This is a genomic window from Nonomuraea sp. NPDC002799, assembly GCF_053592075.1.
In genome coordinates this window covers 54,368-74,251 of the sequence record NZ_JBSFVA010000042.1, presented here as the reverse complement: position 1 = coordinate 74,251, position 19,884 = coordinate 54,368, and the positions used below count along the sequence as shown (strand labels likewise).

The following is a 19,884-nucleotide window of genomic DNA, read 5'->3' as shown; positions in this document are numbered from 1 at the left end:
CGGTTACATTCCGAACCCGGAAGTTAAGCTTCCCAGCGCCGATGGTACTGCACTCGGGAGGGTGTGGGAGAGTAGGTCACCGCCGGACAATTTTTGGGGGAAGGGCTCGATGTTCACGCGTCGGGCCCTTTTCGCATTTGTACGCCATTCCTTATTGTGGTGGCGAGGTGCACGTGACGCCGTCACTCTGGGAGGGTGACGGCTTCTCCCCTTTCAGGGCAGACATCAGGGCCGGCTGGGCGTAATAGCCGGGGTCCGCACTCATCCGTTAGAACGGTCACACCGCATTCGCTCACCGTCCTGGCAGCAGCAGGACTGGCGGGCCTCTTCGCCGACTGGTTAAGACTCACCGCCCCGTTCAGGTCCCAGCCCGGGTCCCGGTCCCGGTCCCCGTTCCGGTGGCTGTGGTCGTGGGCGTCCCCGTGGTCGGGCTCGTGGTCGTGGCTGCGGTCGGGCTCGTGGTTGGGGTTATGGCCGGAGTCGGGCTCGCGGTCGCGGGTTCCGTCGGGTGCGTCAGTGCTTCTCTCCGAGGTCGCTTCCGACGGCGACGGCGGCGATGGTGCGGCCGATGGTGGTCACGGCGCGAAGGTGGGCTCAGCGGGTGCGGGATCGGCTACAAGTCCGGGGTGTGCGGGTTCGGCTGGGCCCGAGGGCGGGGGTGCGGGTTCGCATCCAGGCCCGGGGCGTGCGGGTGACGGTGCGGGTTCGGGATGGCCTGGGGGTGACGGTTCAAGCTCGGAAGGGCCTGAAGGCGAGAGTTCAAGCTCGGGAGGACCCGAGGGTGGAGGTTCGAGCTCAAGAGGGCCCGAGGGTGGAGGTTCGGTCTCGGGAGGGCCTGCGGGTGAGGGTGCGAGCCTGGAGAGTGAAGTGGGGGGGTCGGGGGGCGAAAGGGGTGTTGAGGCGGGTGCGGAGCGGTCGGTGGCCGTGGGGGGTGGCAACACCGGTGTGGCCATGACCGGTGACGGGGCCATCGCCGTGACCGGTGGTCATGTCAAGGTCGTCGGTGACGTGCACGTGGCGTCCCGCCCTCAGATCCCCACCCGTCCCGTACACCTGCCACCCCGGCCGCCCCGCCTCCTCGGGCGGGAGGAGGTGGTGGCCGGATTGCGGGAGCGGCTGACCGCCGTGACGGTGAGCCCGTGCGCGGTGGCGGTGCACGGCTTGGGCGGGGTGGGCAAGTCCTGCCTGGTCCTGGAGTACGCCTATCGTCACCAGCGGGACTATCGGCTCGTGTGGCATTTCACAGCGGAGGACCCGGCGGTCCTGTCGGCGGCGTTCGCGCGGCTGGCGGCGCTGCTGGGCTCGCGGGGCGTGGCCGACGCGGCCGATCCGGTGGACCAGGTGCACGCCGCGCTCGCCGCACGTACCGAGCCATGGTTGTTGATCTTCGACAACGCACCGGAGATCGACTTACTGCGGCCCTTCATGCCGCCGGCGGGGCCGGGGCATGTGCTGATCACCAGCCGGTCGGGGAGCTGGCCGCGCGAGCAGGCGCTGGAGCTGCCGGTGCTGGAGCCGGATCCGGCCGTGGCGCTGGTGCTGGCGCGGTCCGGGCGGGACGACCGGGTGGCCGCCGCGGCGCTGGCGGTCGAGCTGGGCGCGCTGCCGCTGGCGCTGGAACAGGCCGCCGCGTACATGGCCGAGGCGGGCCTGACCGTGGCCGAGTACCTCGACCTGCTGCACGGTCAGCGCGCCGAGCTGCTCGCGCAGGGGCAGGCGTGGGGGCATCGCGAGCTGGTCACGACCACGTGGCAGCTCACGTTCGAGCGGCTGGCCCGCGCCAACCCGGAGGCCATCGCGCTGTTGCGGGTGCTGGCGTGCTACTCCTACGAGGCCATCCCTTACCAGTTGCTGCTGGGGCAGCTCGAACGGCGTTCGCCGCGCGAGCTGTGCAACGCCGACATGCGGCGGCATCGCGCGTACGGGCGGTTGCGGAACTCGCGGGTGCACCGGCTGCGCGGGTTCCGTCCCTGGATCGGCGCGATGCTGGTCATGCAGGAGCTGCCGCAGAACGCTCTGGCGATCAACACCGCCGTGGGCGCGCTGCGCCGCCTCAGCCTCATCGGCCCGCCGGTGGACGGCACCGTGTCCGTGCACCGCCTCATCCAGGCGGTCACCCTCGACCGGCTCTCCTCCCGCGAGCAGCGCCGCTGGGGCAATGCCGCGGCCGTGCTCCTGGAGGCCGTGCTGCCGGACCAGCCGGCGCAGGCGAGGAACTGGCCGAGGTACGCCGCACTGTTGCCGCACATCCGCAGGGTGCTGAAGCCCGGCTCGCCCGGCATGGACAAGACCGGGCAGTACCTGGGCGCCAGCGGCGACTACCGCACCGCCAGATCCCTGTTCCAGGAGATCGGTGACGCGCTCACCACGAGTATGGGACCCGAGCATCCGGCCACCCTGACCGCCCGGCATGAGCTGGCGCGGTGGACGGGGGAGTTGGGTGATGCGGCGTCGGCGCGGGAGCAGTATGCGGAGTTGTTGCCGGTTCGGGAGCGGGTGCAGGGGCCCGAGCATCCGGACACGCTGACCATCCGGCATGAGCTGGCGCGGTGGACGGGGGAGTTGGGTGATGCGGCGTCGGCGCGGGAGCAGTATGCGGAGTTGTTGCCGGTACGGGAGCGGGTGCAGGGGCCCGAGCATCCGGACACGCTGACCATCCGGCATGAGCTGGCGCGGTGGGCCGGCGAGCTGGGCGACGCGGTCGCGGCCCGGGACCTGTACGCCGATCTGGTGCCGGTACGGGAGCGCGTCCAGGGGCCCGAGCATCCGGACACCCTCACCGCCAGGGCGAACCTGGCCCAGTGGACCGGCGAGGCCGGGAACGCGGTCGCCGCCCGCGACCAGTACGCGGCCCTGCTGCCGATCCGCGAGCGGACGCTCGGCCCCGAGCATCCCGTCACCCTCACCGTACGCGCGAACCTCGCCCAGTGGACGGGCGAGGCGGGCGACCCGGCGGCGGCCCGCGACCAGTACGCCGCCCTGCTGCCCAGGTGCGAGCACGTGCTCGGCCCCGAGCATCCCGACACCCTGACCACCCGGCACAGTCTCGCCCAGTGGACCGGCAAGGCGGGAGACCCGGTCGCCGCCCGCGACCAGTACGCGAGGTTGCTCCCTCTACGACAGCGGGTGTCGGGACCGGTACACCCCGACACCCTCATCACCCGGGCGAACCTCGCCCAGTGGACCGGCCAGGCCGGGGACCCGGCGGCGGCCCGCGACCAGTACGCGGCGCTGCTGCCGATCCGCGAGCGGGTGCAGGGCCCGGAGCATCCCTCCACCCTGATCAACCGGCATGAGCTGGCGCGGTGGACGGGTGAGCTGGGGGAGGCTCGGGCGGCCAGGGACCAGTACGCGGCGCTGGTCCACGTACGGGAGCGGGTCTCCGGCCCCGACCACCCGGACACGCTCACCATCCGCCACGAGCTGGCCCGCTGGATCGGCGAGCTGGGTGACGCGGCGGCGGCCCGGGATCTGTACGCCGATCTGGTGCCGGTGCGCGAGCGTGTCCAGGGCGCCGACCATCCCGACACCCTGACCGCCAAGGCGAACCTCGCCCAGTGGACCGGCCAGGCCGGGGACGCGGCGGCGGCCCGGGAGCACTACGCCGAGCTGCTCCCGATCCGCGAGCGCGTGCTCGGCCCGGAGCACCCGTCCACTCTGATCATCCGGCACGAGCTGGCGCGGTGGACCGGCCAGGCGGGCGACGCGGCGGCGGCCCGCGCGCACTACGCGGCGCTGCTGCCCGTCAGGGAGCGGGTGCTCGGCCCCGACCATCCGGCCACCCGCGCGACCAGGGATCAGCTCGCCTACTGGACGGAAGACGGTTGATGGGCGTCGAGGGTGGCCGTTGTGACCACACGGAAGGTGGTTCGAGGCGTTCGTCTCCGTGGTGATGAAGTATGAGGATCGCGACACGGTGGCCGAGTTCGAGCGCCGGGTGGCGGGGATGGCCGAGGTGGTGGAGGCGCACCGGCTGTTCGGCGATCCGGACTTCCTGTTGCGGGTGGCCGTGGCGGATCTGGCCGCCTATGAGCGCTTCTACTCCGCCACGCTGTCCGGGCTGCCGGGGGTGGCGCAGGTGACCTCGCATCTGGCGATGAAGGTGGTGAAGCGGTACACGGGCCTGCCGGTGGCGGGCTGAGACGCGAGGAGCGGGGCCCACCGCCGTGGGCCCCGCTCCTCGCACCGGGTTACTTGGGCAGCACCAGGAGGGCGTCGCCCACGCCGCGCTCCGAGCCGTCGGACGGCCGGTTGGCCGGCTTGCCGCCGACCACCATCGCCGTCGAGCCGCCCCCGTCCAGGTTGATCGCCTGCTTGGCGCCCAGCCAGCGCATGAACTGCGCCGCCTCGTGGAAGCTCGCCCCGACCGTCAGGCCGGGCTGCCGGCCGTCGATGGTGGCCAGGATCAGGCTGCCGTTCTGGCTGACGCCGAGCAGGGTGCGCGGGTGGCGGCGGAGGATCATGTTCATGGAGTCGTGGCCGTCACGCTTGGCGGTGATCTTCACCTTGCCGTTCCTGACCAGGCCGACGCCGCCCGCGATCACGCTGAGGTCCGGGGTCAGCGCGAGCGCCTTCTTGGTACGCAGGTCCACGACCTTGGTGTCGACCTTGACTGTCCACTCCGCCCAGGCGTGCTCGTTGAGCCAGTCGGAGGCCAGGCCGTTGCCGTGCAGCACTCGCGTGCCCTTGGCGACCGCCGCGCCCGAGGCGCGCAGGCCCACGACCTTGCCGCTTGCGTCGAGCACCGCGTCGGTCCCGTCGGCCGGCGTCTTGGCGCCGTACTCCTCGGTGTACAGCACCAGCTCGTCCGCCGCGGCGGCCCGGTTGATGCCGTTGACCTCGGTCCGCGCGCCGTCCTGCGAGAGCGCGACGACGGTCGACTTGAGCTCCGTGATCTTGGCGGTACGGCCCCTGAGCACCACGGCCGAGCGGCCCGGAACGGCCTCGCTCAGCAGCCTGCCCCCGACGACGGACGCGCCGACCGGCTCCCCGCGCAGCTCCTTGGCGGTGTGGATGTTGAAGAAGCCGCCGTTGACGCCGAGCACCGCGCCCTGGGCCTTGGCCATCGACGAGACGGTCTCGCGCTTGGCCACGCTGGTGCCGAGCGAGGCGGCGTAGCTGCCGCGGAACGTCCTGGCGTCGATCATGACGACCTTGGCGTCCCAGGGGCCCGTGGTCTTGAGGCCGTCGTCGCCGAGGTAGTCGACCTTGACCTTCAGACCCGCGTCCTTGAGCTTCTTGGCCGTCTCCTCGGCCTTCTTCTTCTCCTCCAGGGACCACAGGCCGACCCGCACCATGTACACGGTCTGAGAGGGCGCGTCGGCGACGCTGGGCCGGATCACCTTCTGCACGGTGGGCGCCTCCCCGGCGGCCTCCACCTCGGGAACCCTGGCCTCGGCGGTCGCGAGCGCCCCGTAGTCGCGGCCGCTCGGCATGAGGACGGTCACCGTGTAACCGTCGGTCGACGTGCCCGCCTTCACGTCGTACAGGTCGATGCCCTGCGTCACGGTGGTCATGGCCTTGGTCGGCACGGGCCGCGTACCCAGCGGGAATCTGGCCGACGGGAACCGCACCGACGACTGCTCCGCCGTCGCGGGCAACACGGTGAGGGTGAGCGCCGCGGCTGTGGCCAGGCCGCCGGCGAGGATGCGTCGAGACATGAACTCTCCTGAGGGCGGAAAAGGGACCGCACCATAGTGGCGAGATCAAGGTCGCCGGGGCAGGAGAACACGCCAATCGAGTAAAGAGGTTACGAGATTGACACCGCCTGGTGGCTACCAGTCGATACCATCTGTGTATGACTCGCATCTGCATGTGGTGGCGGCCGGTAGACGGCCGCTGATCCCCCCATGTGCGGGCCGTCCTGGAGACGGCCTCTCATGCGACGCGGGTCCTCCTCCGGACGGCATTGACCTGAAGGAGAGCACCACCATGAACGACGTCGTTCTCACGGGCGACCGCCCGACCGGGCCGCTGCACCTGGGCCACTACTTCGGCTCGCTGGCCAACCGGGTCAGGCTGCAGGACACCTGCCCGATGTACGTGCTGATCGCCGACTACCAGGTGATCACCGACCGCGACCTGCCCGGCGAGATCCAGCGGAACATCACCGAGCTGCTCCTCGACTACCTGGCCGTCGGCCTCGACCCGGCCAAGGTGACGATCTTCCAGCACAGCGCGATCCCCGAGCTGAACCAGCTGCTGCTGCCGTTCCTGAGCCTGGTGTCGGTGGCCGAGCTGCGGCGCAATCCCACGGTGAAGGACGAGATCGCGCACAGCGCGCAGCAGGCGGTCAGCGGGTTGATGTTCACCTATCCGGTGCATCAGGCCGCCGACATCCTGTTCTGCAAGGGCACGCTGGTGCCCGTCGGCAGGGATCAGCTCCCGCACGTGGAGGTGACGCGGCTGGTGGCCCGCCGTTTCAACGAGCGCTACGGCGCGGTGTTCCCGGTGCCGGAGGCCCTGATGGGGGAGCAGCCGCTGCTCAAGGGGCTCGACGGCGGCAAGATGAGCAAGAGCCGGGGCAACGCCATCGCCCTGTCGGCGGGTGAGGACGAAACGGCCGCCCTCATCCGCAAGGCCCGCACCGACTCCGAGCGGCTGATCACGTTCGACGAGGAAGGCCGGCCCGGGGTCGCGAACCTTCTCACGCTGGCCGGCCTCTGTCTCGGCCGCCCGCCGCAGGAGATCGCCGAGGAGATCGGGACCGGCGGCGCCGCCGCGCTCAAGGGCCTGGTCACCGAGGCGGTCAACGAGTTCCTGCGGCCGATCAGGAAGCGCCGCCGCGAGTTCGGCGAGGCGGCGGCGAGACAGATCCTCGCCGAGGGCAACGCGGCGGCCCGCGAACGCGCGATCGCCACGCTGGACGAGGTACGGGCGGCGATGGGCTTCTGAAGGACGGCGATGGGCTTTTTGCACGAAGGCGTCGCGGGTGCCGGGTGCCCCTGGCGGCGCGCGCGACGCCGCGCGTCAGCCGGATCGGCGGCTCTGATAGACCTGGCGCAACGTTTCGTGCACGATCCACGTCGTCCTGGCGCCCTCGGCCAGCAGGCACACGTCTCCGGGGCCGACCTCGATCGTGGTGCCGCCTTCGACGGCGATCGTGGCCCGGCCCGACAGGACCACGAAGATCTCATCACTTTCCACGTCGGTCACGACGCCGGGGGTGATCTCCCAGATGCCCCGGCCGTCGCCCAGATCCAGCGACGACGTGACGGGGTTCCCCGAGACGATCTGCTCGGGGGCTAGCTCCTTCCGGGTCAGCCGCACGTCGTGCACGGGGACGGAGAAGGCGCCGGCGGTGGCCAGCATGCGGCCGAGGTCGGCCATATCGGGGATCAACACATCAGACATATCGCTCATTTCAGCACATTAAGCAGTTAGATGGGTTCCCGCTCAGCGGGCTTCCCTGCGGAAGGACTCCAGTGCCAGGAGTGCCACATGGAGGGACAGGCACGACTCGACGTCGTCGAGGTCGGTGTCGAGGATGCGTTCGAGCCGGCGCAGCCGGTCGTAGAAGGCGGGCCTGGACAGGTGGGCCTTCTGCGCGGCGACCGCCTTGTTGCGGCCGGCGTCGAGATAGATGCGCAGGATGCGGGTCAGGTCGCCGCCCCGCTGCGCGTCGTGGGCCAGCAGCGGGCTCAGCTCCCGCTCCGCGAACGTCTGCAGCCGGGCGTCGTCGCGCAGCAGGTGCAGCAGCCCGCGCAGGCGCAGGTCGGGCAGCCGGTAGAAGGCCCGGCCGTCCGGCTGGCGGACGGCCACGTCGGCCACCTGCTCGGCTTCGAGGAAGCTGCGGCGTACGTCCCTGATGGACTCCACCACCGAGCCCGCCGCCAGCACGAACGCCGAGCCCGGCCGCCACAACACGCGCAGCCGCTCGGCCAGCGCCGTCAGCGCGGGCTCGGCCTGGGTGCGCGGCGGCAGCGGCATCAGGATGCCGACGCGCTCCTGGTCGAGCGCGCCGACCAGGGCGGGCAGCCGGGCGTCGCGGCAGGCGGCGGCGGTGGCCTCGGCCAGCTCGCCGAGCTGGGCCTGACCGTCGAGGGCCTGGTCGACGGGCTCCGTCGGCCGGATGACCACGCTGACCAGCTTGCGCCCGGTGAGCGGCACGCCCACGGCGCGGGCGCGGGCGGCGGCCTCGTCGGGGTCGGCGTAGGCGTGGGTCAGGATGCCGGTGATGATCGTGCCGTGCGCCTGGCGTTCGAGCGACTCCTGGTGGCGCTCCAGCAGGCGGCCCAGGGCGAGCGTGGTGGCCGCGCGCTCGGCCAGCACCATGTCGCGCGGCGACGGCGCGGCGTCGCAGATCAGGATCAGCCGGCCCCAGTCCTGCCCGCGCGCCCCCACCGTGGTGACCAGCCAGGAGGCGGCCGGATCGTAGGCGGTGCGCTCGGCCGTCGTCACCGCCCGGGACCGCGACTCCCACCCGGCCAGCAGCGCGCCCGCGTCGCGGCCCGCGGACTCGCACGCCAGCACCTGGTGGGCGAGGTTCTCCAGCAGCACGGGCCGGCCGGACAGCCGGGCCACCTGGGCGAGCACCTCGGCCGGGGAGGCGCCCTCGACCGACAACTCGGTGAAGACCTCGTGCAACTGCTCGGAGGCCCGCAACTCCTCAAGCTGGATGTCGATGATCCGGGCGTGCACCGACTCGGTGATCTGCACGAACGGCGTCTCGCGGGTCAGCACGACGACCGGGAAGCCGTGCTCCTCGGCCGACTTGACGACGGCGCGCGGCAGCTCGCGGACGAACCTGCGCCCCAGCTCGACGATCAGCCCGGAGGCGCCGACGGAGGAAAGCTCGCCGATGTAGTCGGCGAGTTTCTCCGGGTCCTCGGGAAGCGCGACGCCCGTGGTGAGCACCAGCTCCCCGCCGCGCAGCAGATGGGCGATGTCGGCGATCTCGCCCACGTGCACCCACCGCACCTTGGTGTCGAGCCGGTCGGCGCCCGCGACCACGCGCGGGCTGCCCCGGCGCACGGTTTCGAGGGCGAGGACGTCGGCGATGGTGGGCAACACGGGGCAGAGCCTAGCCGATCAATTTGTAAGAACGGCTCCACGCCGATTTACGCTTTGTCACGGGTTGAGATCGTCCTCCCGGAATTCCCGGCGAGGTTCGCGCACGCGCAGCTCGACCCGGCGGATCTTGCCGGAGATCGTTTTGGGTAGCTCGCCGAACTCCAGGCGGCGCACCCGCTTGTACGGCGCCAGCTCCCGCCGGCAGTGCTCGAAGATGGACCGCGCGGTCGTCTCGTCCGCCTCGAATCCCGGCGCCAGGGTCACATAGGCCTTCGGCACCGCCAGCCGCACCGGATCGGGCGCGGGCACCACGGCCGCCTCGGCCACGGCCACGTGCTCCAGCAGCACGCTCTCCAGCTCGAACGGCGAGATGCGGTAGTCGGAGGCCTTGAAGACGTCGTCGGTCCGGCCCACGTAGGTGAGGTAACCGTCCTGGTCACGGGTGGCGACGTCGCCCGTGTGATAGAAACCGCCCCGCATGGCTTCACTAGATCCACCGACATATCCGGACATGAGACCTAGGGGGCGGCGCTCGTCCAGCGGCAGGCAGACCTCCCCGTCGTCCCCGGCCGCACCGCTGACCGGATCGATGAGCACGACGTCGTAACCGGGCAGCGGCCGGCCCATGGACCCGGGCCGGACCTGATCGCCCGGCGCGTTGCCGATCTGCGCCGTCGTCTCCGTCTGGCCGTAGCCGTCCCTGACCGTGAGGCCCCACGCCTTGGCCACCTGGTCGATGATCTCGGGGTTGAGCGGCTCGCCGGCCGCCACGGCGGTGCGCAGGGGCAGCTGCCACGCCGCCAGATCCTCCTGGATGAGCATCCGCCACACGGTCGGCGGCGCGCAGAACGTGGTCACCCGTTCCTCCCGCAGCACCTCCAGCAGCGCGGGGGCGGAGAAGCGCGCGTAGTCGTGGATCAGCACGGTGGCCCCGGCGTTCCACGGCGCGAACACGTTGCTCCACGCGTGCTTGGCCCAGCCCGGCGAGGACACGTTGAGATGCACGTCGCCCGGCCTGAGCCCGATCCAGAACATGGTCGACAGGTGCCCGGCCGGATAGGAGGCGTGCGTGTGCTCGACCAGCTTCGGCTGCGAGGTCGTGCCCGAGGTGAAGTAGAGCAGCAGCGTGTCGCCGGCCCGCGTCGGCGCGTCGGGGGTGAAGGGCCCGCTCTCCGCGTACGCGTCGTGGTAGGCCAGCCAGCCGCCGGCCTCGCCCACGGCGATCCTGGTGTACGCGCCCGCCTCGAACCTGCCGGTGTCGGCCGCGTTGGCGATCACATGGGAGACGCCGCCGCGCTCGACCCGCTCCGCGATGTCCTTGGTGGTCAGCAACGTCGTGGCGGGGATGATGACCGCGCCCAGTTTCATCGCCGCCAGCAGGCACTCCCACAACTCGGCCTGGTTGCCCAGCATGAGCAGGATCCGGTCGCCCCGGCGCACCCCCTGCCGGCGCAGCCACCCGGCGACCTGGCCGGAGCGGGCCGAGAGCTCGGCGAAGGTGTAGGTGGCCTGACGCGCGCCCACGATCTTGAGCGCGACGGCGCCGGGCGTCTCCGCCGCCAGTACCCCGTCGAACCAGTCGAGCGCCCAGTTGAACTCGGTGAGCTCCGGCCAGCGGAAGTCGCGGCGGGCGGTGGCCGGATCGGCGTCGAGCAGGAAATCCCGGGCGGCACGAAAATCGTCCATGCCCGGATCCTGCTACGTCGCCAGCCGCCGCTCAAGGCCGTCCAGCACCGACACGAGGCCGAAGTCGAAGCACATCTCGCGCAGGACCTGCGGATCCTCGCCATCGTCCACGGTGATCCGCTCGAGCAGATCGGGGAATTGGGCGGCGGCCCTGGCGACCGAGGCGCGCATCTCGCCGGCGTCGTAGGCGTGGTCGGACGTCGCGCTGTTCCAGGCGATCTCCGGGGTCGTCATGCCGAACACGTACGCGGTCAGCGTGGCGTTGGCGAAGTCGATCTCCATGCCGGTGAACCCGGCGATCTTGAGCGTCGCGCGCATGCGGTCGGCGGTGCGCATCGCGTTGGGGCCGAGCGCCGGCAGGCGGCCTATCAGGTCGGCCGACCACGGGTGGCGCAGCATCACGTGGCGCATGCTGTAGGCCAGGGCCGAGGCGGAGTCCCGCCAGCCCACCTGCTCGGGGTCGGGGACGGTCATCTCGCCCCACACCTCGTCGTAGACCAGCTCCAGCAGCTCGTCCTTGTTGGCGACGTACCAGTAGAGGCTGGTGGCGCCCGCGCTCAGCTTCGCGCCGAGCTTGCGCATGCTGAGCCCGGCGAGCCCCTCCTCGTCGAGCAGTTCGAGGGCGGCCCGCACGATCTCCTCGCGGCTGCGCCCGGGGCTGGTGGCCTTGCGCGGCTCGCGGAGCCAGACGGAGCTGAAGGACTTGCCGGTCATGTCATAACAATAAAGGCACTCGCACACTGTACGAAGAATGTCGTACGGTGTGCGAGTGAACTCGAACACCGTACGAGACCCCCGTCGCTGGTGGATCCTCGGCGTCCTCTGTCTGTCGCTTCTGGTGCTGGTCGTCGACAACACCGTGCTCAACCTGGCCATCCCCTCCCTGAGCGAGGAGATCGGCGCGACGCCGTCCGACATCCAGTGGATCATCGACGCCTACGTGCTGGCCTTCGCCGGCCTGCTGCTCACCTCCGGCAGCCTGTCCGACAAGTACGGCCGCCGCCTGTTCCTGATCGTCGGCCTGGTCTTCTTCGGCGGCGCGTCGCTGCTGGCCCTGCTCGTCACCGAGCCCTGGCAACTGATCGGCGCGCGGGCCCTGATGGGCATCGGCGGCGCGATCATGATGCCCTCGACGTTGTCCATCCTGATGACCGTGTTCGACGAGGCGGAGCGGCGCAAGGCGATGGCGGCCTGGAGCGCGGTGGCCCTGGTGGGCATGGTCTCAGGGCCGACGCTCGGCGGCTTCATGCTGGAGCACTACTGGTGGGGCTCGATCTTCCTGCTGAACGTCCCGATCGCGGCGGTCGCCATCGTGGCCGCCGTCGTGCTCATGCCCGAGACCCGCGCCGCCGGCCGGCGGATCGACCCGGTGGGCGTGGTGTTGTCGATCGTGGGCCTGATCGCGGGCGTCTACGTCATCATCGAACGCGAGTGGAACATCCCGGTCATCGTGCTGGCGGTCGTCGCGCTGGGCGCGTTCGTGGTCTGGGAGCGCCGCCAGGAGCAGCCGATGTTGCCGCTGCACCTGTTCGCCAACCGCAATTTCAGCGGCGCGTCGTTCTCGATCCTGCTGATGTCGTTCGGCGCCGGCGCCGTGATGCTGATGCTCACCCAGTATCTGCAGTACGTGCTGGGCTACGGGGAGGTGCGGGCCGGCCTGGCGATGTTGCCCTACGCCGCGGCCGCCGCCGTCTTCAACGGCGTGGGCGCCGCGCTCGGGCAGAAGGTCGGCAACCGGGCGCTGATCGGTGCCGGGCTGCTGCTGATGGCCGGGGGCTTCGCCGTCATGGCCATGGGCACCGGGTATCCGCCGCTGATGGTCGGCCTGGTGATCATGGGTGTCGGCGGCGGGCTCGCGGGCCCGTCCGCCTACGGCTCGCTGATGGGCGCCATCCCGGTGGACCACGCCGGTGTCGGCTCGGCGCTCAACGACACCGTCCAGCAGGTCGGCATGGCGCTGAGCATCGCGATCCTGGGCAGCGTGCTGGCCGGGCGGTACACCTCGCAGATGCCGGCCGGCGTGCCCGCTGCGGCCAGGGAGTCGATCGGCGCCGCGCATCCGATGGGCTTCGGCGACGTGGCCAACACGGCCTTCACCTCGGCCATGCATCTCGGCTCGTGGGTGGGCGCCGGGTTCTGCGTGGCCGCCGCGCTGCTCGCGGTGGTCGTGCTGCGCCCGGCCGCCCCGGTCGTGGCCCCCGAGCCCACCCCTGAGACGGTCTAGCGGACACGGGGCTCGCGCATGGCCTCCAGGCTGTCCAGCTTGTGGGTGCGCTCGTCGTGGCCGATCTGCCGGAGCAGGTCGGCCACCGAGCGGTAGCGGCCGTACTCGGCGGCGTACGTGCCGGGGTCGGGCACGAAGTCGAGGTCCGGGTTCTCGGCCACGAACGTCATGTACTCGTGCTCGGCGTGGTCCTCGAACTCCGCGTTGAGCCGGTAGCTCCAGTCGGGCCGGACCAGGAACAACACCCAGGACACGTGGTAGTAGAAGAACGCGATCAGCCAGGGCGCGGCCTTGTGCAGCGGCCAGGTCTGCTTCTGCCCGGCGCGCTGCACGAGGTCCTGCACGATCAGCAGGTGCCACTGCTCGTTGTCCTGGTCGGCGCGGGCCGCCACGATCCGCTCGAAGACCCTCCTGGCCAGCGCGGAGCGGCCCGCGTGCCGGTGCACGGCCCAGTAACCCATCCGCTCCCACGCCTGGTACGGCACCCGGGCGATGATCTCCAGCATGGCGAACTTCGTGTACGAGCCCTTCCTGCCGTACAGGAGGTCCACCGGCTTGAACATCATCGTGGCCAGCAGGCTGTAGGCCATCCGCGGGGTGTCCAGCGTGTCCTGCTGGGCCTGGCGGAGCCGGTCGCGGTCGAGCTTGGGCGGGCCGGACGGAACCTCGGTGCGGTGGTCGGCGGTGATGGTCATCGCGATCTCTCCTTCGTCTCGATGACCTGATCGTCGCCGACGGAGGCGGCCCCGGTCGTCGCCCGCCAGTGCTCTTCCGCCCTGCCTCCGGCGGCGTAGCCGGGCGGCGATCCCTACATCGCCCGGCGCACGGGACATCCCCTAGGGGGTGGATTTACAGCATGTAACCTGATTTGACCGCACGCCGACAGGTTGCGGTTACGGGCACGAGGTCGAAGCAGGGATACTCAACACATGTCGGAGCTACTCGCGCGCCACAGGGCGGTCATGCCCAACTGGCTGGCACTCAACTACAACGACCCCATCGAGATCGTCAGCGGCAAGGGCAACCGCGTCATCGACGGAGACGGCAAGAGCTACCTCGACTTCTTCGCCGGCATCCTGACGAACATGATCGGCTACGACGTGCCCGAGGTGCGCGAGGCGGTCGAGCGGCAGCTCGCCACGGGGGTGGTGCACACCAGCACGGTCTACCTGCTGCGTGGCCAGATCGAGCTCGCCGAGAAGATCGCGCGGCTCTCCGGCATCCCCGACGCCAAGGTCTTCTTCACCAACTCCGGCACCGAGGCCAACGAGACCGCCCTCCTCCTCGCGACGTACGCGCGCAAGAGCGACCAGGTCCTCGCCATGCGGCAGAGCTACCACGGGCGCAGCTTCGGCACGATCGGCGTCACCTCCAACCGCGCCTGGAAGAACAGCTCGCTCTCCCCGCTCAACGTGCACTTCCTGCACGGCGCCGACCGGCACCTCACCCAGTTCAAGGGGCTGTCCGACGCCGACTACATCAAGGCGTGCGTCGACGACCTGCGCCACGTGCTCGCCACGGCCGTCTCCAACGACGTGGCCGCGCTGATCGCCGAGCCGATCCAGGGTGTGGGCGGGTTCACGATGGCCCCCGACGGGCTGTTCGCCGCCTACAAGGAGGTGCTCGACGAAGAGGGCATCCACCTCATCTCCGACGAGGTGCAGACCGGCTGGGGCCGCACGGGCAGCGCGTTCTTCGGCATGCAGGGTCACGGCGTGACGCCGGACATGATGACGTTCGCCAAGGGCCTGGGCAACGGCTTCGCCGTCGGCGGCGTCGTGGCCAGGGGCGACCTCATGGACGGCCCGCACGCCGTGGGCCTGTCCACGTTCGGCGGCAACCCCGTCTCCATGGCCGCCGCCAACGCCACCCTCGACTACGTGCTCGACCGCGACCTGCAGGCCAACGCGGCACGCACGGGCGAGATCATCATCGGCGGGCTCAAGCGGGCGGCCGAGCGCCTGCCCATCGTCAAGGACGTGCGCGGCAAGGGCCTGATGTTCGCCGTCGAGCTCGAAACCCCCGCCCAGGCCGGCCGCTTCATGGAGGAGACCAGGAAGGCGGGGCTGCTCGCCGGCAAGGGCGGCCTGTACGGCAACGCCATCCGGATGGCTCCGCCCCTCACCCTCACGGTGGACGAGGCGACCGAGGGCCTGGAGATCATCGTGCACGCACTCGACATCATCAACGCGGAGGCAGCGGCTCAGTGAAGTCCGTCAGGCATTGGATCAACGGAGCCCTTCAGGACGGCGACGCCCGCGTGGCGGAGCTCTACAACCCGGCGACCGGCCAGGTCAGCGGGCAGGTCAAGCTGGCCTCAGCCGCGGACGTGGACGCGGCCGTGGCCGCCGCCGTCGCGGCCTTCCCCGCCTGGCGGGACGCCTCGCTGGTCAAGCGGTCCCAGGTGCTGTTCCGCTACCGCGAGCTCATGTACGCCCACCGCGACGAGCTGGCCGCGCTGATCTCCGCCGAGCACGGCAAGGTGCACTCCGACGCGCTCGGCGAAGTGGCCAGGGGCCTGGAGGTCGTGGAGTTCGCCTGCGGCATCCCGCACCTGCTCAAGGGCGGCTTCTCCGAAGGGGTCTCGACCCGGGTCGACTCCTACTCCCTGCGGCAGCCGCTCGGCGTCGTGGCCGGGATCACCCCGTTCAACTTCCCCGCCATGGTGCCGATGTGGATGTTCCCGATCGCGATCGCGTGCGGCAACACCTTCATCCTCAAGCCGTCGGAGAAGGACCCGTCGGCCTCGCTGCTCATGGCGCGGCTCTGGCAGGAGGCCGGGCTGCCCGACGGCGTGTTCAACGTCGTCCAGGGTGACAAGGCGGCCGTGGACCGGCTGCTGGAGCACCCCGACGTCCGCGGTGTGTCGTTCGTCGGCTCCACCCCGATCGCCCGCTACGTCTACGAGAGCGGCACCGCGCACGGCAAGCGGGTGCAGGCGCTCGGCGGCGCCAAGAACCACATGCTCGTGCTCCCCGACGCCGACCTCGACCTGGTGGCCGACTCGGCGGTGTCGGCCGGGTTCGGCTCGGCGGGCGAGCGGTGCATGGCGATCTCCGTCGTGCTGGCCGTGGAGCCGATCGGCGACGAGCTCGTCGAGAAGATCGTCGAGCGGGTCGGCAAGCTCGTGATCGGCCCCGGTGACGACCCGAAGTCCGAGATGGGGCCGCTCGTCACCGAGGTCCACCGCGACAAGGTCGCCTCCTACCTCGACCTCGGCGTCGAGGAGGGCGCCAAACTGGTCGTGGACGGCCGCGAGACGGCGGTCCTGGGCGGCGGCAAGGCGTCGGAGACCGACGGCTTCTGGCTCGGCCCGACCGTGCTCGACCACGTGCCCGCCGGCTCGCGCACGCACGTCGACGAGATCTTCGGCCCGGTGTTGTCGGTCGTCCGCGTCGGCTCGTACGAGGAGGGCCTGGAGCTGATCAACGGCGGCCTCTACGGCAACGGCACCGCGATCTTCACCAACGACGGCGGCGCGGCCCGGCGCTTCCAGAACGAGGTCGAGGTCGGCATGGTCGGCATCAACGTGCCGATCCCCGTGCCGATGGCCTTCTACAGCTTCGGCGGCTGGAAGTCCTCGCTCTTCGGCGACACCCACGTGCACGGCACCGAGGGCGTGCACTTCTACACCCGGGGCAAGGTCGTCACCTCCCGCTGGCTCGACCCCTCGCACGGCGGCGTGAACCTGGGCTTCCCCACCAACAAGTGAGCGCCGGCGCCGACGGGAGGGCCTCTCCTTCGAGTCCCTCCCGTCCGCGTCCCCGGTAAGCTCGGAGTCCCCGGTAGGCTCCCGGCCACGGGGACATACAAGGGGGACACCGTGCATCGCCGTCGTCGTCATGCTCTGGCGCTCGCCGCATCGGCGCTGGTCGCCGGCCTGGGCGCGACAGGTGCCACGCCGACACCAAGCCCGACCCCTACCCCGGTGGCGACGCCGACCCCCACCCCGAGCGCCACGCAGAGCGACGGCACGCTGCAGATCCTCACCTACCGCGGCTACGCCGAGCTCGGCGGCACCAGCTCCAAGGTCAACTGGGTGGGCTCGTTCGAGAAGGAGACCGGCTGCCGGATCGCCCGGCTCGACACCGTGCAGACCGCGCAGGAGATGGCCGTCCGGGTCAAGGAGCGGGCCTACGACGTGGTCTCGGCCGGGCCCGTGCTGGCGGGCGAGCTGATCGCGGCCAAGCAGGTGCAGGCCATCGACCCTGCCAAGGTGAGCGACTACAAGGACGTCGACGAGCGCTTCCGCGACATGGTCACGGTGTCGGGCAAGGTCTACGGGGTGCCCTATCTGTGGGGTTACCACGAGTTCGTCTACGACTCGTCGAAGGTCAAGGGCGATCTGAAGCAGGCGTTCTCCTCGGGCCGGGTGGCGCTGCGGGACAACCCGCTGACGATCGCCGACGCCGCGCTGGCCGAGGGGTCGGCCGAGGATCCGTTCGAGCTGACCAAGGGACAGCTCGACCGGGCGGTGGCGCTGCTGGAGCAGACGAAGGAGCGCACGTACTGGAGCAATCCGGTCGACCTGGTCATGGGCTTCGCCACCGGGACGCTCGACTACGCCCAGGCCACCCCCTACTACCGCATGCTCCTGCAGAAGGCCGGCAAGCCGGTCAAGAGCGTCGCGACGCCCAAGACGACCGGATGGGTCGACTCGTGGATGCTGGGCGCGAACGTGCCCGACACCACCTGCGCCTACCGGTGGCTCAACTGGATGAGCGGGCCCGACGCGCAGCGTGACGCCGCCGCGTGGGCGGGGCTGGCGCCGGCCAACGACAAGGCGTGCAAGGGGCGGGCCAAGACGATGTGCGAGGCGTACGGGGCGGGCAAGGGGAAGAAACTCGACCGGGTGGCCTTCGCCGTCCGGCCTCCCGGGGGTTGCCGGGCCGAGGACGGGGAATGCACTGACTATGCCGCCTGGAGCGAACGGTGGCGTCAGCTCGCTGAGTGAGTGGGGGCCGCCGATCATCCGCACGTGACCGTGCCGCGGGCGCGTCCATCCCCCGCTGGGCGCGGCCTGCAGGGACGCCCCGGGCCTTCCCCCCGTCCTGGGGCGTCCCGCCGCGGTCGGCAGCGAGACGTGACTCGGCGGCGAGACGTGGCTCGGCGGCGAGACGTGGCTCGGCGGCGAGACGTGGCTCGTCAGCGAGACGGGAAAGAGACCACGGTGGCCAGCGGATTCGGGATGAGCGCATCGGCGCAGTCGGCGCAGGCGTGCACCGCCGAGTCGTCGGGCAGCCGGCCCACGCGCGCGCGAGGTCGCGGCCACCGCTTGTGGCAGACGACGCAGGCGTCGCCGTCGCGCTGGGCCGCGCTCAAGCCCTCAGGGTCGAACGTCAACATATTCCGCGCCGTTCTTGTCGGGCCCCAGTTCATCACGCTCCCAGCTGTCGTCGCCCATCCGTATGTCGCAACCGTTATAACCCTGAGCGAGGCCACGAGGGTCTAGCTGAGCGTCAAGTCAGGGTGATTTCTCTACCCGAGTGACGGGAGTTAAGCCAACAAAAACGGGCATCCAGCCGCAAGCTGGATGCCCGATTGGTTGGGGTTCTGGGTTAAAGCTCGGCTATCGCCTTCTCCAGAATGCCGAGGCCCTCTTCGAGCAGATGCTCGGGGATGACCAGCGGCGGCAGGAAGCGCAGCACGTTGCCGTACGTGCCCGCCGTCAGGACCAGCAGGCCCTCGGCGTGGCAGCGCTTGACGACCTCCTGGACGGCGGCCGGGTTCGGCACCTTGGTGCCCGGCTCGACCAGCTCGATGGCGATCATGGCGCCCCGGCCGCGCACGTCGCCGATCACGTCGTGGCGCTCCTGGAGGGCTTTGAGCCGGGGGAGCATGATCTCGCCGATGCGGCCGGCCCTGGCGACGAGATTCTCCTCCTCGATCGTCTCCAGCACGCCGAGGGCGGCCTCGCAGGCGAGGGGGTTGCCGCCGTAGGTGCCGCCGAGCCCGCCGGCGTGCACCTTGTCCATGAGGTCCGCGCGGCCCGTCACGGCCGCCAGCGGCAGGCCGCCCGCGATGCCCTTGGCGGTGGTGATGATGTCGGGCACGACGCCCTCGTCCTCGCAGGCGAACAGGGTGCCCGTCCTGGCGAACCCGGTCTGCACCTCGTCGGCCACGAACACGATGCCGTTGGCCTTGCAGAACTCGGCCACGCGCGGCAGGAAGCCCCTGGCCGGCACGATGAACCCGCCCTCGCCGGCGATCGGCTCGATCACCACGGCGGCCACGTTCTCGGCGCCGATCTGCTTGGTGATCATGTCGATGGCCTGCTCGGCGGCCTCCTCCGCGCAGTTCTCCGGCCCGGTCGGCCACCGGTACGGGTACGCCAGCGGCACCCGGTACACCTCGGGCGCGAACGGCCCGAACTTGTGCTTGTACGGCATGTTCTTGGCCGTCAGCGTCATCGTGAGCAGCGTGCGGCCGTGGTAGCCGTGGTCGAACACCACGACGGCCGGCCTGCCGGTGGCGTGCCTGGCGATCTTGACCGCGTTCTCCACCGCCTCGGCGCCGGAGTTCACCAGGAACGAGCGCTTCTCGTGGTCACCGGGGGTCAGCTCGTTGAGCTTCTCGCACACTTGCACGTACGACTCGTACGGGGTGACCATGAAACAGGTGTGGGTGAAGTCGGCGACCTGCTTCTGGACGCGTTCGACGACCTTGGGCGCGGCGTTGCCCACGTTCGTGACGGCGATGCCGGAGCCGAAGTCGATCAGCGAGTTCCCGTCGGCGTCCTGGACGACGCCACCGCCCGCGCGGGTGATGAAGATCGGCAGGGTGGTGCCGATGCCGGACGGGACGGCGGCCTGCTTGCGGGCCAGCAGCTCCTGGGATTTGGGGCCTGGGATCGCGGTCACGACGCGCCGCTCCTGGGGAATGCTCATGGCTCTGACGCTACGGCGGGCTCCCACCTGCGCCGATAGGTCGATATGTAACACTAGGGTCCTCGTCTTAGCCGG

At 70.6% G+C, this 19,884-nt stretch carries 15 protein-coding genes and 1 rRNA gene; 8 read left to right on the top strand and 8 right to left on the bottom strand.

The window, feature by feature from the left end:
• From rrf to ACWD0F_RS44105, 3 genes are all read left to right on the top strand, one after another.
• Positions 1-88, top strand: a 5S ribosomal RNA gene (gene rrf / locus ACWD0F_RS44115); the annotation flags it as partial.
• An 830-nt stretch (positions 89-918) separates the two neighbouring features.
• On the top strand, positions 919-3,828 hold the full coding sequence (locus tag ACWD0F_RS44110; protein ID WP_449887916.1) for a tetratricopeptide repeat protein: 2,910 nt from the start codon (positions 919-921) through the stop codon (positions 3,826-3,828).
• Positions 3,829-3,892: 64 nt separating this feature from the next.
• Entirely contained in the window at positions 3,893-4,141 is a 249-nt protein-coding gene (locus ACWD0F_RS44105; protein WP_449887914.1) for an Lrp/AsnC ligand binding domain-containing protein, read from the top strand.
• Between the two features lie 49 nt (positions 4,142-4,190).
• On the opposite strand, the gene ACWD0F_RS44100 is transcribed toward ACWD0F_RS44105, so the two are convergent.
• On the bottom strand, positions 4,191-5,660 hold the full coding sequence (locus ACWD0F_RS44100; protein WP_449887912.1) for a phosphodiester glycosidase family protein: 1,470 nt from the start codon (positions 5,658-5,660) through the stop codon (positions 4,191-4,193).
• Between the two features lie 271 nt (positions 5,661-5,931).
• On the opposite strand from ACWD0F_RS44100, the gene trpS reads away from it, so the two are divergent.
• Entirely contained in the window at positions 5,932-6,894 is a 963-nt protein-coding gene (trpS, locus tag ACWD0F_RS44095; protein WP_449887911.1) for a tryptophan--tRNA ligase, read from the top strand.
• Between the two features lie 75 nt (positions 6,895-6,969).
• Here trpS and ACWD0F_RS44090 read toward each other — a convergent pair whose 3' ends face one another.
• Genes ACWD0F_RS44090 through ACWD0F_RS44075 form a run of 4 tightly spaced genes read right to left on the bottom strand, consistent with a single transcriptional unit; the run spans position 6,970 to position 11,412 of the window.
• Positions 6,970-7,353, bottom strand: a complete 384-nt coding sequence (locus ACWD0F_RS44090; RefSeq protein ID WP_449887910.1) for a cupin domain-containing protein — start codon at positions 7,351-7,353, stop codon at positions 6,970-6,972.
• Between the two features lie 42 nt (positions 7,354-7,395).
• Complete coding sequence (locus ACWD0F_RS44085; RefSeq protein WP_449887908.1) at positions 7,396-9,012, bottom strand: PucR family transcriptional regulator; 1,617 nt, start codon at positions 9,010-9,012, stop codon at positions 7,396-7,398.
• A 57-nt stretch (positions 9,013-9,069) separates the two neighbouring features.
• A complete protein-coding gene (locus ACWD0F_RS44080) occupies positions 9,070-10,698 on the bottom strand; it encodes an AMP-binding protein (RefSeq protein ID WP_449887907.1) in 1,629 nt (542 codons plus the stop codon).
• 12 nt (positions 10,699-10,710) lie between these two features.
• Entirely contained in the window at positions 10,711-11,412 is a 702-nt protein-coding gene (locus tag ACWD0F_RS44075; RefSeq protein WP_449887905.1) for a TetR/AcrR family transcriptional regulator, read from the bottom strand.
• 55 nt (positions 11,413-11,467) lie between these two features.
• On the opposite strand from ACWD0F_RS44075, the gene ACWD0F_RS44070 reads away from it, so the two are divergent.
• Complete coding sequence (locus tag ACWD0F_RS44070; RefSeq protein WP_449887903.1) at positions 11,468-12,922, top strand: MFS transporter; 1,455 nt, start codon at positions 11,468-11,470, stop codon at positions 12,920-12,922.
• On the opposite strand, the gene ACWD0F_RS44065 is transcribed toward ACWD0F_RS44070, so the two are convergent.
• Positions 12,919-13,617 carry an alternative oxidase gene (locus tag ACWD0F_RS44065; RefSeq protein ID WP_449887901.1) on the bottom strand — a complete coding sequence of 233 codons (699 nt, stop codon included), beginning with the start codon at positions 13,615-13,617 and terminating at the stop codon, positions 12,919-12,921. The two genes, ACWD0F_RS44070 and ACWD0F_RS44065, sit on opposite strands and share 4 nt — an antisense overlap.
• Before the next feature lie 234 nt (positions 13,618-13,851).
• On the opposite strand from ACWD0F_RS44065, the gene ACWD0F_RS44060 reads away from it, so the two are divergent.
• The 3 genes from ACWD0F_RS44060 to ACWD0F_RS44050 all read left to right on the top strand — a co-directional run bounded on the left by ACWD0F_RS44060 (position 13,852) and on the right by ACWD0F_RS44050 (position 17,876).
• Positions 13,852-15,132, top strand: coding sequence for an aspartate aminotransferase family protein (locus ACWD0F_RS44060; protein WP_449887900.1), 1,281 nt, complete (start codon positions 13,852-13,854; stop codon positions 15,130-15,132).
• Positions 15,129-16,634: a CoA-acylating methylmalonate-semialdehyde dehydrogenase gene (locus tag ACWD0F_RS44055; RefSeq protein ID WP_449887898.1), complete on the top strand. Its 1,506-nt coding sequence runs from the start codon at positions 15,129-15,131 to the stop codon at positions 16,632-16,634. The genes ACWD0F_RS44060 and ACWD0F_RS44055 overlap by 4 nt, the downstream gene beginning before the upstream one ends.
• 111 nt (positions 16,635-16,745) lie before the next feature.
• Entirely contained in the window at positions 16,746-17,876 is a 1,131-nt protein-coding gene (locus tag ACWD0F_RS44050) for an extracellular solute-binding protein (RefSeq protein WP_449887896.1), read from the top strand.
• Between the two features lie 191 nt (positions 17,877-18,067).
• Here the strand turns inward: ACWD0F_RS44050 and ACWD0F_RS44045 are convergent, their stop codons facing one another.
• Entirely contained in the window at positions 18,068-18,268 is a 201-nt protein-coding gene (locus ACWD0F_RS44045; RefSeq protein WP_449887894.1) for a hypothetical protein, read from the bottom strand.
• Between the two features lie 212 nt (positions 18,269-18,480).
• On the bottom strand, positions 18,481-19,809 hold the full coding sequence (gene gabT / locus ACWD0F_RS44040) for a 4-aminobutyrate--2-oxoglutarate transaminase (RefSeq protein WP_449887892.1): 1,329 nt from the start codon (positions 19,807-19,809) through the stop codon (positions 18,481-18,483).
• Positions 19,810-19,884 lie beyond the last annotated feature (75 nt).